The sequence below is a fragment of the Pseudomonas sp. SbOxS1 genome (assembly GCF_013416725.1).
Taxonomy (GTDB): domain Bacteria; phylum Pseudomonadota; class Gammaproteobacteria; order Pseudomonadales; family Pseudomonadaceae; genus Aquipseudomonas.
Genome location: NZ_JAAVXC010000029.1, coordinates 227997 through 244528 on the forward strand (window position 1 = coordinate 227997; position 16532 = coordinate 244528).

A 16532-nucleotide genomic window follows, 5' to 3' on the forward strand; every position below is an offset into this window, starting at 1 on the left:
CACCGCCCTAAAGAATCGCCTGCTTCAAACGATAACCTGGCATGCGCTTACGTCGAGCCCTCCGGCTTGTAAAGGATCAGCACTCAATGGGTTGTGAATTTGATTAGAATCGACAAGCCCGTAACCTTTCTACTGCCCTTTGATCGGTACGGCCTGACACTTTCGCACCGCTTGCTGGACAGCATGGGGGGAGTATCGCGTTTTTTGTTGAGGGCCATAGAACAGCAGCTTTCGCTCGCCGCGTTGATCGATATCACGGCGTTGAGCGAAGCAGTGCTGCTCAACCAACTGGCGTACCTGCAGGCTCACCATTATCTGGAGGTAGAAGAGAGCGATGATGGCCTGCTTTTGTGGCTGACACCGCGAGGCGCTTCCATCGTGCAGGTAGAACGCCTTCTTGAGGGCTCCCGCCTCAGTATCTGGATGGATGCCTTCACGCTCTCTGGTCATGCGGCGCACATGATGATGCTCGACGACTGCGCGACGTTGGCACCTCTCATGCCAGACAGTGATGCTCCCTCGGTCGTTGTCGTCAATGTGTCTCGCCGAACAGGGCGGGCAGGGCGAGTTCGACTCTTCGATGATGCAAACCGCCTGAGGGGCCTGCTTGAGCAGGGCGGGCTGAAGCAACTTCTCGAACATTGCTGGGGAGCCGATTGCGAATTGATCGCCAGTGAGTTCGAGCACTGGGCGTTCGAGCTTGGTAAAGACGAGGGTGAGCAAGCTGAGTTGCTGGTGCCCGTCGAATACGCGGCGGGGGAACTGCTGCTGTGTATGAGAGCATCCGGCAATCAATGCAAATCAGGTGCGCTGCCACTCCTGACCTTACCGGTGATTGAGCTTACTCACTCCTATAGTCAGGTTGCACATTTCCCATGGTCAGTCGACCTGCCGCCTACGTGTGTTCAGCGGATTGAGTTGGTCAGTTCAGGTACCTTGACCCGGTTTGCGGAAAACGCAGTGGCCGAGGCCGAGGATGCCCGGCATTCCAAACTACCCATGAGCCCTGACACAGCCGTCCCGGCAGCGCTTGGCACAGTGACCGTGCGGCCAGGCATCTCGATGCAGGCCAGTGTCAGAACCCTGCGGCTTTTGTGCTCCATGGATGAGGTGCAATTTAGCCGTCATCTGCAGTGCACTCCCGATGCACTGGTCCTGTCCCATAACCTCATGGCCACAGAAACGGCGGAACTGGCATGATTACTGTCAACGTATTCGCGACCTTGTTCGACTGGGACGATAAAACCACGGAGCGGGTCAAGCGAACCACGGGCGCGGCACGCACCCTGTATACGATGGCGCGCACAGGAAAAGCAGCTGCAAGCCCGCTGATTTTCATCGAGGCAGGGCTGGCATTTCTGGATGCCTTGGGTGCTTATGCGGATTATCGCCAGGCCAAAAGCAAAACTCAGGCGCTGGAGGCCGAAGGTGAAGCACTGCGCCGTGAACTCAAGGAACTCGAGAAGCAATTTCGGATACAGGCCAAGACGCGAGACTTGAAGTTCAGTGCGCAGATGGACGCATTGCGCAATCAACTGGAGGAGCGTGACGTGAAATTGAGCGTCGGGGTTGCGAACCTGGAGAAACTGGGCAGGCATATCAAGCGACTGGGTGATCATGTGACCCAACAGCGGCTGGCATCGGCACCTGATTGCGTACCCTTGTTGAAGTTGGAACGCACCTATTATCAACTGGTTGACGCACAGCTCAGTACAGCACTCACGCTTGTAGACGAGTAAGGAGCCCACTATGAAAAAGGCAAAGCCGCAAAAGACTGCATCCGACGAGAAGGCAGGCGACAGCGAGAAGGTCACCTTGAAAAAGCTCGACCACGCTGCGGGTATCGTCAAAGCCGCTCTTACCACGGGCGGCAAGCTTGCCGATTGGGGTAAGCAAGCCACAGCGAGCAAAGCCTCGATTGAAGCCAGCAGGGCGCGCGTGCGCGCCGCCGAGGAGAAGACCCAGCAGGTGGCATGGAACGCTACGCAAAAGATGCATGAAACCGAGCGCCTGCGGCAGAAGGATTCCAATGAGCACACGCAGGCAATGGCCAAACTGCAGATGGAGCATGAGCAGATGGTGACCCTCGACCAGGAGCGGGGGCGTGTCCTCGATAAGATGCTGGAGGAGCCCACTAGCCTTGACCAACTGACGCACAGCTACCGCGCGCTCATTCAACCCAAGCCCTGAGACGGACGTCCTATGTATCAATACGTTGCCGCCGGCCTGTTCGTACTAGGTGCAACGGCTGTCGCCTGGCTCCTGGATCGCGAAACCGATGAAGAGCGCGAGTTGCATGAGGAATTGGAACGGCGTAACGCCCGGGCGCGCAGTGACTATCAGGCAGCCAGCAAGGCGGACGCCAGGGAGCAGGCGCGCGCGCATGAAAGGGCCGCGCTTGGGTTGAAGGCTGAGTATCAAGAGTACTGCTTCAAGTTCCGATCCCGGCTCCAGGGCCCCGCCAAAGAGTTCGACGCGCTGGCGCAACGGTTGGCCAACGACTTGGCTGATGTGTCGATCAGCCCTTACAGGCGTAACGCATTACGCCTGCTGAGCGGTCGTCTGCAAGACACGCAAAATCGCCTGGCTGGCTTTTTCGCGTACTGCGAGTGGTACTTGCACACCTTGGAAAAACTCGCCCTCCGGCAACAGTTCAGTGACCTGATGAGCATGGCGCAGCCGCAGTCCCGGCTGCCTGACGACTGGTTCTACAGCGGTAAGGTGGTCTTGGCATCAGTCGCGGAAATAGATCATGCCTTCAACGCCTATCGCCAGAGGCTTGAATTGCGTGCGGAGAAACAAGCTGACGTTTGGACCGACACGCAACAGCGCTCGCTGATGATGCAGTATCCCGATCAGAACGCTGTGCCGGTGCAGATGATAGGCAACGCAAAACGGCCGGACTTCTTCAAAGCCTGTGTGTTTCGTGGCGCCTTGCACGCCGAACACATACTTGAAAACGTGCCGTGCACAGCCTTCATAGAAAAAGCGCGAGTATCGCCACAGCATGGCGACGGTTACACCGTGCGATGTTTTCCAAGCTTCTGTTCCGTCGACAAACAGCAGGCCGCGAACGCCGGTATCGTCGCATTCCTGCCGCGCAGTGAGTCGAGCTTCCCCGGCAAGATTTACCCCCGTGGCGAGCGTATTGAGGTTTACGTTCATTACTATGATCTGCTCTTGAGCAAGGACCAGGTGACTGTGACACAGCAGCCGGAGTCACTTCGTTACGGCGAACAGAGTACGGCGCCGGTGTTCATCCATGTGGACACGGCTGTACACGACCTCGAAGGCCTGGAGCGTGAGAGCACCGGCTTAGAGTGGCACCTACGGAGTACGGTTGAAGTCGATGGCGTGCTGATCGTCTCTCTGCAACTTGGCGCGTGGCAGGTCGAGGCCAAGGTCAGCGCCAAGCACGCTCAGCTAGAGATCTTGAGCGTGACACGCACCGGTTTCGACAGCGTTGAGTTGGATACTTTGCCTTGCCCGGTGCGGTTGATCGACTTGAAACTCAAGGACAGCGTGTTCTGTGATGCCTTGCAGTTCGAAGCTTTTATGACTTTTTGCCGTCAGCAGTCGCTGTTTGCTGGTGATGGCCTGGCACGCAAGCGGGCTGGTCAGTTCTTTGAGCGGTGGAATGCGGTAACTGATTACCTGTTGGCTGAAACCGGGCATGTTGTTTTCAGTTTGAGTGACGTTACCGAGTTGGATGAACGGAGCCTGGAATGCTCCTGCAACTCAAGCCTGGACGGCAGCCTGACGAAGTTAATCGAAAAGTCACGGAATACGCCACGGTTGTTCATAGAGGAGCTGTTCCTGAGTGCCAATGGCGAACTGCGCTGGTTGCAGGTCGCCGAGTTGCACGGGGTGCCAGAGGTCGTTGTTTCAAAGCGTTATGAGATCGAGCATAAAGGCCTGAAACGGCCGGGCCCCAATAGCGGTTACCTTGGCCTGCAGCCGTCTCAGTACCGGATCCGATTTCCTAACCGGGGGGACCTGGCAAACCTGGGAAGGCAAAAGGTCGCAATCCAGGGATTCTTGGGGGGGAGACTGGTAAACCGGGATCTGCAGCAGATCCTGCTGATGCCGGACCGGTATGCTCCGAAACCGGATCCCTTCTGGAGTGAACGGGTCGCTGATGGCTTGAAGTGGCGAGACCCCAATTGGCAGGAGCCTGGCAAAGCGATGGCCGCCAAGAAGGTTATTGAGGCAGCCCTCATCGAGTCTAATTTGTACTTGGTACAGGGCCCCCCAGGTACAGGCAAAACCACCTGCATCGTCGAATTGTTGCACCAGTTGTTTTGCGCAAAGCCAGACTCCAAGATCCTGGTAGTTTCACAGCAGAACACAGCGGTGGATAACGCCCTGGATCGTTTCCTGGAGCAGTTTCCGGGCTTCAGTTCCAATGTGCTGCGCATAGGTAACGACGTTGACAAGGTTCAAGTCGAAGTACAGCCGCGCATGACCGAGAACGTGCTGATGGAGTACCTACGTGCGCGCCAGCAGGACTACAGCCTGGCCAGTCTCGAAAACCCCGTAAAAGCCGATTGGATCGAAGCCTGGATGGATAGCATCTACCATCCCTCCGACCAGGGACGATCACAGTTCGATGACGAACTGGCTGAACTCGTTGTCCAAGATCACGGTTTGATCGGCGCCACCTGCGTGGGGCTATCATCACGGCGTTACGGCATGGATCGGCTCGCGTTCGACATCTGCATCGTGGACGAAGGGGGGAGGGCAACGGTTCCCGAACTGCTGATTCCGCTGATGCGCAGCCGTAAGGCAATCATTATCGGCGATCACTTCCAACTTCCTCCGAGCATCGGCCGTGCCTTGCTGGAAGCCGACGCAAAGACGGCGTTGCCGTTTCTCGAAGAGACATTCCTCAAAACCAGCTTTTTCGAGCAGCTGTATGAAAACCTGCCAGCGGCGTGCTTCGGCAGGCTTGTGGAACAGTTCCGCATGGTCGAGCCAATCGGGGATCTGGTGGCTGATCTGTTCTACACCACAGATAACGTGAGGGGGTTGCACAATGGAAAGGTGCATAAGCGCGAGCATTTCCTCGACCGGGAACACTGCCTCCGCTGGGTGGATGTTCCTCATGGCAAGGAAGGAGACGAGGGCGACGGAGGTACCAGCTTGTTCAATGATGGGGAAGCCAAGGCGATAATTGACTTTCTGACAACGTCCGCACAAAAACTGGCTGTACGCCAAGCTGATGCACCTGACAGTTTTGAACGCAAGACCGTCGCAATCATTACCCCTTACGGCGCTCAAAAACGCCTGATCAACAAACTGTTCTCTGCGCTTAAAAAGAACTTGGCTGTTATTGACCAAGTTTTCGAAGTAAAGATCGATACGGTGGACAGCTTCCAAGGAAGCGAGGCGGATATCGTGCTGTATTCGACGGTTCGGACACAGGGGGGAATTCGTTTCCTGTTGGACCGGCAACGCCTGAATGTTGCGTGCTCCCGGGCGCGGGAGAATCTAACGTTCTTCGGCCACGCGCAGTTTCTGCGCAGGCAGGAACGCGGTAAGAACGCGTTGTTCAGTTTGATCATAGATCGTAGTGCGAGGGCCACGGCATTCAATCGTGCTTTGGCCAAGGTGGAGAAGAAAAAAGAGTCTATTGCTTCGCGCGGGTAGGCGACTGCACGCATTTTGACAATGTCGGGGGGAGCTGTCAGGACTGACTACAGTTAGCCGCGATCGAATACATTACAAGGATCGTCATATGAACCAAGCCGTGAGCGAACGGCAATTTGCCCCACATCTGTCGCTTGACGTGGAGGGCATAACCGTTGCTTCCACGAACCTGGACAATGTGTTCAACGCCAGGAAGATTCCGTCCAGCGACGGCAGCTGTATTTTCGGCAGCCTGAATTTGCCTGAATATCAACGGCCCTATCGCTGGAGCGAAGAGCAACTGGCACGGCTGCTCGATGATTTACGAGGTTTCTTCAGCACGGATGCGCCGGGTCACGATTTCTACCTTGGCAGCATCATCCTGCACCAGCAAGGTGGCGACGGCCGTGAGCGTGGCATTTTGAATATTATCGACGGCCAACAGCGCATCACCAGTCTGGCGCTGCTTCATTGCCTGCAGAAGGGCGACAAGGGCGCACCTGCGTTGGAATTCAACTCGCCAGAAAGCTATCGGCGTATCCAGCACAATCTTCGGTGGCTAGAGCAGCAAAAATTGCCGCGGATAGACTTTTCGCGCATCAACGTGACCCTGGTCGTCACGCGGCGAGAAGACGATGCCTACCGCTTTTTCGAAACCCAGAACACTTCTGGTGTTCGTCTGGGCGGCGCGGACATCATCAAGGCTTATCATTTGCGCAGCGTGATTCCGGCTACGCAGAATGATTTTGCCCGGACCTGGGAGCGCCTCGGCGATCTCAAGCCTCTGGTCGCAACGCTGATGAAGTCCCGGCATTGGCAAAGCCTGCGCTGGCGAAATGTTGCCAGTGATCGTGACCCGCTGCTCGAGCGCAAGCAGATCGTCACGGAGCTCGCCGAGCGAACGCTGGCGAATACCGCCGATATTGCCTATCGGCCCTTGCAGGTGCACCGCGATGCCTGGGGTAAGGACATGCATAGCGTCCAGCCGGGATACGCAATGCGACAGCCCCTGGGCTCTGGGGTTAACACGATGCGTTACGTCGCCTACTTCCATGGCCTTCGCCAGACGTTGCTCGACGTCGGTGAAGCACCACCTAAAGGCTCGTTCGCCTACTACTACAAACGCTTGTCCAAGGATGCGTGCGGCAGCGTGTTCCTGAGCAGGGCATACGAATGCGCTTTGCTGATGTATGCCAGCCAGTTCGGCACCGCCCGGCTGCTCGAAGTCAGCCTGTGGATGTTCCGGGTGATCTTTTCGATGCGCCTGATCAGGGAGGTCAGCGTACGGGAAGACGGTGTTCAAGCGCATATCAGGGACAATCCGCTGATGGACTGGATCGCCAGCAGCCATAGCGAAGATGAGCTATTGGAGTACTTGCGTAGCTATAAATACACTCCAACCGGGGCGGGACTCGATAAACACAGTATCAAGAAGCGCTTCGTAGAGTCGGTTTCCATCACGCTTCACTTGAACCTGCCGTGGCCGAACCCGATCCGTGTCGCCGCTGAATACGATGCCGAACTGTGTGCCGCCATCAAACGAATCAGCCTTGCTGACATTGCCCGCCAAGGAGGCAAATGATGAGTGCTCAAGTCCAGTCCTATGTACAGACTGCCGCTACGCTGTGCCAGCAAGGTATATCGCTGACTATTCCCTGCTATCAACGCCCGTATGTCTGGCCCAGTGACGACGTGGAGGCTCTGCTGGAGCAGATCATCCTGGCGAGCGAACGCGATGCTGACGATCAACCCGCACAAGCGCATTACTTTTTCGGCACCGTGCTGACCAGCGAAGTGGTTCCGGGTTCGACTTCTGATGCTGTCATCGTCTACGAACTCATCGATGGCCAGCAACGAATGACGACATTGATGGTGCTGGCGCTTGCTCTCTGTTCGTTGATGCCATCTTCGCCGCTGCGGTCGCTGGTGGTCCTGGGCAATGCTCCGAGACTTACCTTCAATATTCGTGAAGAAGTCCAGTCTCGGTTGAGCGCCTGGGCGGGTTTGACGGCGGACATTGAGCCGGATGAAAAGGAGGTTTCGAATCCCTACCTCATACACTTGAGCGCTGCCCGAAAAGTAGCCTGCGACAGATTCAAGAGGTTGCAGGCCAAGGGCGGCGAGCAAGCCCTTGAGCGCGTCGGGGACTACCTGTTCAACCACGTGACCTGGGTCAACAATGTCATGCCCGCGGGCATGGACCTGAACAAGCTCTTCGCGACGCTGAACACCAGCGGGCTCCAGCTTGAGCAGACGGATATCCTCAAGGCTCGCTTGATGAAACGTATCAAGCAGAACCGTGCCACTTACGAAGGCATCTGGCAGGCCTGCGAAGATATGGGGAATTACTTCGAGAAAAACCTGCGCGATGTCTTCGCGGGTACCCATTGGGGGGCTTTGAGGTTCAACGATCTTGCGGATCATTCTTTCGACCATTTTACCCTTGAGCGCCCTGCAGACGGCTACGCAAAAGGCCGCACGATCAGCGAAATACGTTCGATGAAAGTGAAGGACGAGGCGGTTGAAGTGCCGCGCGAGAAGGATGAGGCTCGCTATCAGTCAGTCGTCAGCTTTGGCCTGTTGCTGATGCATGCCTTTCGAATTTATCGGCACACTCAGAACAGGCGTGATATCGGCTCACGGCTTAACGACGGCAACCTCAATGAGTGTTTCTCCGGCTTTATCGAAACGGCCACTGCGGCGCAAGCCAAGGAGTTCATGGAATGCCTATGGAACGTGCGATTTCAGTTCGACCGCTGGGTCGTCAAGTGGGTGCGCCTGGGTGAAGAAGATGAACGCACCTTGCGCCTGAGCACCATCAACAATCGAAGCAAAGGCAATGGCCCCGATTGGCGCACGGTCACTCAGGATACTTCCGACTTGAGCCAACTGCAGAGCATGCGTTACCTCACGGGTGAGCGCAATGCTCAGTATTGGCTGACACCGTTCCTGGGCAGGCTGGTCAACTCGCCTGATATGAAGGAGCATCAAGTGCTGGCGTTGCTCGAACAGATCGATAACCAGCTCTCGCTCACCGAAATGACCCAGAAGGAAGCGAGCTATCGGCTGTTGTCCAGTGACACCGCCGAACCGGAGTCCATCGCCACGAAAGTGGCTTACCTCAAGGAAGCCCACGGCACGAGTTTCGAGCACTACTGGTTCCAGAAACTGGAATACATTCTGTGGCGTGAACGCAGCACCTTCAACTGGCTTGACCTTGAAAAGCTGCACCTGTACAGGATTACGTCGAAGAACTCGGTCGAACATGTGCATCCGCAAAACGAAGAGTTCCGCAGGACATTACCTGACGAGTTGCTACACGGATTCGGCAATCTGGTACTGCTCAGCCCGGGTGAAAACTCCTCGTACAGCAACCTGGCGGTACTCAAAAAGCAAGCGGCATTCCGCGCCAAGCCCAAGTACGACTCCTTGAAACTGGCGCACATGTTCCACGTGTTGGGCAAGGGAGACGATTGGGGGCAGGACCAGATCAAGCAGCATGCGCAAGCGATGTTCTCGCTCATCGAGACGCACTACGGCAAGTGAGCCTTCTGCCGCAACCGGGTGCAGGGCAGCAATACAGGGCTCGGGTAGTGGTGGACGCCACTGGTCGCAGTGCGGCCTTGTGTCGAAGTCTGGGCCTGCCCAGGCACGCGCAGGAACGTCTGGTCTGCGTACATGCACTACTTCCAGCTATGGAACATGACCAGGATCGTTGCACACGAACCAGTGCTGATATGGACGGGTGGTGGTACAGCGTGCGTGTGCCCTCGGGGGAGCGGGTGCTGGCCTACCATCTGGATGTGGGCGATCCGGCGCTACGCGGGTTGCGCAGTGCGCAGGTTTTGCTCCTTTATGCAAGGCGCCTTCCACTGTTAGCGCCAGTGTTGCCTGAGAGCGTTTCGCATATTTCGACACAGGTGCGGCCATTCGGCAGCGCGGTCTTAAGTATAGCCGACGGTGTGCCAGGATCGGAGTTTTACGCAGTGGGCGATTCGGTGCTTGCTTTCGATCCGCTTTGGTTGCAGGGGTTGTTCCATGCGTTGGCCTCGGCAGAAAGAACTGCCACAGCGATTGCCCGTGAGTTTGAGGGCTATCTCAGCGCCGGCCAGCACTACTTTTTGGAGATGCGCCATGTGCAGGCGCGCTATTACAAGCATCTCGCTGCCACCTACGCCAGGCCGGTGCGCTACTGCGACCGCCCGTTCTGGGCGTAACGGCGCGATCAGGTTGATTGGATGGGGGCGGGATGAACCGCCACACGTGCGAGGTGGCAGCCCTTAAGGCCGCTAGACACCCTGGGTGTTGCTACGCAAGGTCCGTAAGCACGGCCCAGCCAGTCGCGCGAGGTGACGGGAGTCGCTGTACCGATAGCGCGCGGCAGGAGGGCCTCTAGTCCGTCGGTGATAACACTCAATCGCCAGTAGCCAGTCCTCCCCGGTGATATGGTGCTCTTGAAGGCTTTCTGCGGCGATATCCAGCTACCCCATGTATGGGGTGCTAGGGGTCGAGTGTTCGAATCACTCCGTCCCGACCATATTTTTCAATGACTTAGCGCAATCTGAAAAGATTGGGCTTTTTCGTGTCTGAAAAATACCCCCACATTTACCCCCACAAAAAAATTAATACTCTCTCGATTCTCAAGCCGGATCTAGTCGTTCGATCGATAGGCGTGGGTGTAATGCGTGCAGCGTAGAATTTTCTCCGCTGATATCATAGTAGCATTATTTCCGGTTAGCCCAGATTGTCTGGCGCGGTAAGGAAGAATAGGTAACCCCGTGAGCACGAGTGAGGCTAGGACAGTTGCATGAACCAGGCAGTCAAGGATGGATATTCGCTAAATGTCGAACCGCTGACGCGGGAGTGTACGAAATCTTGCCATCACGATATCGCCTCTGCAGCGAAAAATTGGTAGTTCGCAGGCATTGTTAGTTTCCTCTTCGATTTGGCTGACTATTATTGATGCCAACGAGGTTTTCGCAAAAAAAGTATGGTATTCGAGGCTAGCGTCGAGCGCTGGCGCAGCGGTTCATATGGAGTAGTCATGGAGTTGGATAGGAAGGATCGGGGTCCACAGGATTCTAATCAAAAGGAAATTCCAGTCGGCGCTTTGGTGAGCCTTCCAAATTTGCCCGAAAAAGGAACCTGTCGCTTGGTGAGTGCAGATAGGGGGCAGATCAGGCTTTTCTCTTATACCGAGCGAACCGAATTTCTCATTTCATTTCGGGCTCAGCCATTATTCAGGTTTGCCGTCAGTTCGGGTGCAAAGGTACGGTATCCCGATCCCAACCACCCTAGAAAGGTATCCTTCGGTATCGTTGTCGAGCGACGTGAACCTAATGATGATGGCCTCTTCTCTTATCTAATTCGACAGGCAGATGGTGTTCAACTGGTTTTGGTTGAAGGCCAGTTTGTTCCTATTGGAGGCAAGGGCGATCCCCTGACCTCTATTCGCTCATTCAATTGGTATCAGCCCAAAGAATATTTTGCGAGATGGGCATTTCAAGATATTTTTTCTCTTTGGTGTGAGGGGGCCAGCGGTTTGCCTGCGATGCTGGGGGCCCGAGTCCGACCTCTTGGACATCAACTCTATACTGCACGCCGCGTCTTGTGGGATCGTTTACCTCGTTTCATACTTGCCGACGAGGTTGGGCTTGGCAAAACCATTGAAGCCGGCTTGGTTCTTCAATCCCTGCTTACACAAAATACTGAATTACGCATCCTCATCATTGCTCCGGGGTCCATGTCACGCCAATGGCTTAATGAACTCTATCTGAAATTTGGTGCGAGGGCGTTTGTCCATATAGACGCCAACCGACTTTTATCCTCCACCGGAACTGAACTAACAACCCTCGCGGAGCAACGGAGGCTAATTGTATCGAGTACGGCGCTCACGACTGATCCTGTCTTTGCCAGGACTTTGGGCGCAAAAGAGTGGGATATTGTCGTAATCGACGAAGCTCACCAGTTTCCTCCGGGAACGCCTATTTACAGCCTGTTGGAAGTACTAGCGCTCAACGCTTGGGGAGTATTGCTACTTTCAGCAACGCCTTCCAAGCGCGACGTTGCAAGTCTGGTAGGGCTTCTGGCGCTGGTCGCTCCGGACGTCTATAAAACGGAAGATTGCGAACTGCTTGAGCAGCGACAGGTTCAGCAGCAGAGCATCTGGGACCGCTTGAACTTTACAGCAAATATTCTGGAGTCAGCCAGGTCCGAGGGCAGGCAACTAGACCAAGACTCGTTGGAGTTCCTCGCTGAGGAATGGGTGGAAGTTCTGCCCGATGATCCAAACGCTTGTGGGATGATAGACCGGTTGCGCGCGGGCAACGCCGACGCTGCCATGGAACTGGTGGCCTACGTCCAGGAGTTCTACCGACTGGATCACCGAGTAATTCGCAACCGAAGAAAAACCTTGCGGCAATTGGGCCTTAATTGGGCGCCTCGCCAGCACATCCAACTTGAATACGCCCCATCTCGCGATGAGGCGATCTTCCTTGGGCACATGGAGGCGTTGCCGGTTGGCGATGGCTTGGCTTCGGTCGCGCTGCGATCTTTGTATTGGCGCTTCGCTACAAGTACGGCTAACAATGCACTAGCGTTTCTACGCAAGCGCCAGGAGGCACTGACTACGTTAGGAGTCGATAGAGTCAACCATAGAAACGAGTGCAGCCTAGACTGGCTTCTATCTGATCCTGGTCCAAGCGAGGAGCAGTTGATCATCGATCGGATCCTGGAAGCTACTCCGCCGTTTGAAGCTGAGAGGGCGTGGTTGAACATCGCAGTCCCGTTGGCTGAAGCTTGGTTGGAAACAGGGGTTTGTGAACGAATTCAATCTGCGGTTCGTTGGATTGAGACTCACTTGGCCGAAGAGGCCTCGCATCAAGTCCTGGTTTTTACTCAGGATGCCCAGGCTGTGAAGGAGGTGGTGGGCATTCTTCGGGCACGCTTAAGTTCAAGCGAAATTCAGGAATTTCACTCCGAAATGCCCGAGGCAGATTTGGCTGAGGTGGCCTTCGTCTTCCAGCATAATCCGAAATGCAGGCTCCTCGTTAGCGATGAGCTGGGGGGCGAAGGACGTAACTTTCAAAATGCTAGTGCCGTTGTTCATTTGGATCTGCCTCTTTCCACTGCCCGGATTGAACAGCGGGTTGGGCGCCTTGATCGGATCGGTCGAGCGGCGGATCGCCCAGTGATTTCCATCACCCTAACTGGCCCGCTCGCGGCGGAGCAGGCTCTGCTTGCAGTCCATGCTGAGGTGTTCAAAGTGTTTGAACGCTCAGTGGGCGGTCTTGAATTTATCTTGCCCCGCTTGCAGAGAGATATGGCCATCGCTTACGGCGAAGGTGCGCAGGTACTTAGAGGTTTGTTGCCCCAGTTGTCTGCTCGGGTTGATGAAGCGCTGGCAGCCACCGACGAGGCTTTTGAGCTCTCTTGGGACGCTACTAAGCCTCAACTCGATCTTGCGACAGTGCAAGCGCAGCATTTGGATGAGGCCTGTGATTCACAACTGGCTGAGGAGGTTGTGACCCGCTGGGCGCGCCGGCTTGGTCTACGTACGCGTCGAATTGAGAGCGGTGCTGTCGAGTTTAAATGGGAAAAGGATGACCTCCGGGTAGATCTGCCAGGGCTAACCAGTGGCCATGGAGGTTTTCTCCAAGGCACCTTTAATCGGTCACAGGCACTAGTACATGAAAACCTTCAATATTTTGGGCCTGGTCATCAACTGATCGACAGCATGCTTGCTTCACTTAGCAGTGATGACCTCGGCCGGGTTACGGCTTTTGCCATCCCATTCGAACCCAAGTTCAAAGGAACTTGGCTGCTGCATGTGCTGGTGAAAACGCGAGTCAACGAGGCACTGTGGGCCGAGGACGGCATGACCGCAGGGTTGGCGCTGCGGGCAGAATCAGTCTATTGGCCGGAAGTGATACCCGAATTGGTCGCGTTGTTACCGGGGCGGGACCCGGGTGCGGCTGTTGTAACAAACTCCTCAGTTCGAAAGCTCTTAACTACCCCATCTGAACCACCCCGAACCATTCCGATTAAGCGCGAGCAACTCTCGGAATTGCCGAATTTAGCGGACCTTTTCTCTGCGCTCTCGCAGGGCGCTGAGCTAGCACGCTCCGTCATTGCCCGGCGTCAGCGTGATGTGGCTGCGGTCCGAGTAGAGCAATTGAAGGGATATCTGCGATCTGAACTCGGCTGGCTTAAATGGCAAGCCGAGCAAGGGTCCGCAGAGACCGCTAGCAAAGCACGAATCGACCTCGAAGCACGTCAGGCTCTGCTGGACAGTGTGAGGCAGCCTATTACCGAAATAGAAGGCTTGGCGTTGATATGTCTGATTTAGATGTAGTGTTCAAAGCCACGGCACAGAGTATGGAAACGGCAATTGCTGTCTGTAAAACCACGCTTGCCGAGGCGGTTTCTGAGAGCGAGTGCTGGCGCTTGCGAAGCCTACTGCGTTGTTTCAAAGCTCTTCAAGCCGCTGACGCCAGAGCTGACCGTGGTGCGCTGTGGCAGGAGGCTGTGCGGCTGGTGGGGGGGCGGTTGCCAATAAGCCGTGAAGCGCTGCACCCAGGAGATCAGGAGTTTCTGAGCAGATTCGGGTTGCGTCTTGGCGGTATCGAGAGTCAGCCAGTGTTGCTGCTCGATGCGAAGGAAGATCATGATCCGCTTCATGTATGTATCGATGAGGCCTTGCAGCTAGATGTGTCACTGCGACAGCCTTATCAGACTGCTGTGGCCGATGCTCTACTTCTGCGATTTTCACGCTACCTACACTACCGAACTCCAACCCAAAAGGCAGCGATACAAGCCCTAGCTTGTATGCCCAGTGGGGCTAGCTTGCTGGTGACGATGCCAACAGGCGCAGGAAAGAGTTTGCTGTTTGAGTTGGCCCCCGCATGGTGGCAAACCACTCTGATGGGGCTGGAACGGGCGTGTGCGGTTGTGATTGTTCCAACGGTTGCACTGGCGTTGGCCCATGCAAGCCATTTTGCCACCCATCCCGGACTTAAAGGGAGCGCCGCGTTAGTATCGGAGCTATCGGGTGAAAAAAGGGGAGCGCTGCTTGATGCTTTCCGGCGTGGCGAAGTACCACTTTTGTTTTTATCGCCTGAGATGGCTTTAAGTACAAGTGTGAGACAGGTGCTGATAGAGGCATCGCGCCATTCGACCGACAAGCCTCTTGGTCTAAATGCTCGCTTGATGGGTGTGTTTATCGATGAGGCCCATATTATCGAGAGTTGGGGGCGAAGTTTTCGGCCTGACTTTCAGCGCTTACCCGGATTAGTTCATATGCTCCGGAAGACTAGTCCTGAGATTAGAACGATTTTGCTTTCTGCCACCATTGGCGATGCAGCGAGAAACGAGATCATTCGTGCCTATGAAGTTTCTGGACGTTTCCTCGCTATTGACGCCCGCGTGCCACGTTATGAACTCGATCTTGTCACCTACCGTTGTCCAAATGCGCAGGAGCGGATGCGACGGGTAATCGAGTTGGTGGATCGCCTCCCGCGTCCGGCCCTGGTTTACACGACCTTGGTGACCGATGCACTCGAACTTGGAGATACGTTAGCAAAAAGGGGTTACAAGCGCCTGGCGGTATATACCGGTGAAATGGGCAGCGAGGGAGAGCGTAAGCGGGTTGTTGACGATTGGTTGGCCGACCGACTCGATCTGGTGGTGGCGACGTCGGCCTTTGGTATGGGCATAGATAAGCGCGATGTCCGAGCGGTGGTCCATGCTTGCGTGCCTGAAAGCCCGGCACGTTACTATCAGGAGATTGGTCGCGCTTCCCGCGACGGACATCAGGGACTAGCCGTTATCCTGTGGGTTGGTAGCGCCGGCAGTGATGATGACTGGAAATTGGCGCGGCGGCAGGCTGTCTCCGGTTGGTTGACACCTGAGCTATTGGCATCACGGTGGCAAACATTACTAGCTAATGCACAGACTTCCAGTCCAGACGAAAAAACTGGGGAGCCAAGGTTTGCCTTGGTCCTGGACGCCGGCCGGAATAAAGCGGGCGACATTAAGGGGGATTACCACCGGCTTTGGAACATGAGTTTGCTCAACCTGCTGCAGCGTAGCGGGCTATTGCAAGTGGATGTGGTGGAAGATAGCGCTGAGATGCCTGTATGGCGGATTACCCTCCTAGCAAATTGGCTTTTGGAGTCGCCATTAGCCACGGACCTGCGCTGGGTGCCAGTGATAGCGCTTCGCGACGCGGAGCAGCAAGCATCTCGTGAAGACCTTGAACACTTTCGTTGCTTAATAGATGGAAGCGAACCAAATTGCATACTTACTGGAACGTTTGATTTAGTCGAGGCGGGCTCGAATATCGTCGATCCCTGCGGACGGTGCGAATTTTGCCGGCGCAACGAGTTTACTCCCCCGCAGGAAGTCACGTTCCATGGCTTGAAGGCTCGTTGGTCGGAGCCGTGCTTTTTCAAACCTCATGCTTTCGTCGCAGGCGTAAGCGTTGTGCATCCTCTGGATGAGCATTTCGGAGAGGGGTTGAGGGATCTCGTAATCCGCCTGGCTGCAGCAGGCATTGAGCAGTTTGTTGCGCCGTCCGGGGTTGCGGAGCGGCTTTCATTATTGCTGAAGGACTCACCTTGCCAATTTGGTTTTGTGCATGATTTTGAGACGCTTGAACGTGCGGATGCCGCGATTGCCAATTTGCCTACTGCAGTACTTGTTTCTGTTGACTACAAAAATCCTCGCCAGCTTTTGCAGCGACTTGAGTCATTGGAAGACGTGGCGCGCGAACAGTGTTTTGTCCTGGTCGTATCATCTGATCTGCAAGTTGAGGGGCGACCAATGGCGCAGGTTGCATCTGTTGTCGCACCGATTCGGGAGCGAGCGCTTGAGTCAATGGCGAGGAGACTAGTCTTGTGAGGTTA

The 16532-nt window shown here is 55.5% G+C and carries 9 protein-coding genes and 1 pseudogene; 9 read left to right on the forward strand and 1 reads right to left on the reverse strand.

What is annotated here, in order from left to right; all coding sequences use genetic code 11:
* The first annotated feature begins 99 nt into the window (after positions 1-99).
* The 7 genes from HFK74_RS23745 (at position 100) to HFK74_RS23775 (ending at position 9845) form a co-directional block, all read left to right on the forward strand.
* Positions 100-1200: a hypothetical protein gene (locus HFK74_RS23745; protein WP_180205600.1), complete on the forward strand. Its 1101-nt coding sequence runs from the start codon at positions 100-102 to the stop codon at positions 1198-1200.
* A complete protein-coding gene (locus tag HFK74_RS23750; protein WP_033042733.1) occupies positions 1197-1739 on the forward strand; it encodes a hypothetical protein in 543 nt (180 codons plus the stop codon). Before HFK74_RS23745 ends, HFK74_RS23750 begins: the two co-directional genes overlap by 4 nt.
* Positions 1740-1749: 10 nt before the next feature.
* Positions 1750-2190: a hypothetical protein gene (locus HFK74_RS23755; RefSeq protein WP_033042734.1), complete on the forward strand. Its 441-nt coding sequence runs from the start codon at positions 1750-1752 to the stop codon at positions 2188-2190.
* A gap of 12 nt (positions 2191-2202) precedes the next feature.
* On the forward strand, positions 2203-5649 hold the full coding sequence (locus HFK74_RS23760) for an AAA domain-containing protein (RefSeq protein WP_180205601.1): 3447 nt from the start codon (positions 2203-2205) through the stop codon (positions 5647-5649).
* Positions 5650-5737: 88 nt separating this feature from the next.
* Positions 5738-7210, forward strand: a complete 1473-nt coding sequence (locus tag HFK74_RS23765; protein ID WP_016780842.1) for a DUF262 domain-containing protein — start codon at positions 5738-5740, stop codon at positions 7208-7210.
* Positions 7210-9174, forward strand: a complete 1965-nt coding sequence (locus HFK74_RS23770) for a DUF262 domain-containing protein (protein WP_033042735.1) — start codon at positions 7210-7212, stop codon at positions 9172-9174. The genes HFK74_RS23765 and HFK74_RS23770 overlap by 1 nt, the downstream gene beginning before the upstream one ends.
* Before the next feature lie 212 nt (positions 9175-9386).
* Positions 9387-9845, forward strand: a complete 459-nt coding sequence (locus HFK74_RS23775; RefSeq protein WP_180205602.1) for a hypothetical protein — start codon at positions 9387-9389, stop codon at positions 9843-9845.
* Between the two features lie 72 nt (positions 9846-9917).
* Here HFK74_RS23775 and HFK74_RS33285 read toward each other — a convergent pair.
* Positions 9918-10109: pseudogene (locus HFK74_RS33285) on the reverse strand (lytic transglycosylase domain-containing protein); the annotation flags it as partial.
* A gap of 563 nt (positions 10110-10672) precedes the next feature.
* Between HFK74_RS33285 and HFK74_RS23780 the strand changes: the two are divergent.
* Entirely contained in the window at positions 10673-13975 is a 3303-nt protein-coding gene (locus tag HFK74_RS23780) for an SNF2-related protein (protein ID WP_180205603.1), read from the forward strand.
* Positions 13963-16527 (forward strand): DEAD/DEAH box helicase, encoded by a 2565-nt coding sequence (locus HFK74_RS23785; RefSeq protein WP_180205604.1) that lies wholly within the window; start codon positions 13963-13965, stop codon positions 16525-16527. The genes HFK74_RS23780 and HFK74_RS23785 overlap by 13 nt, the downstream gene beginning before the upstream one ends.
* Positions 16528-16532 lie beyond the last annotated feature (5 nt).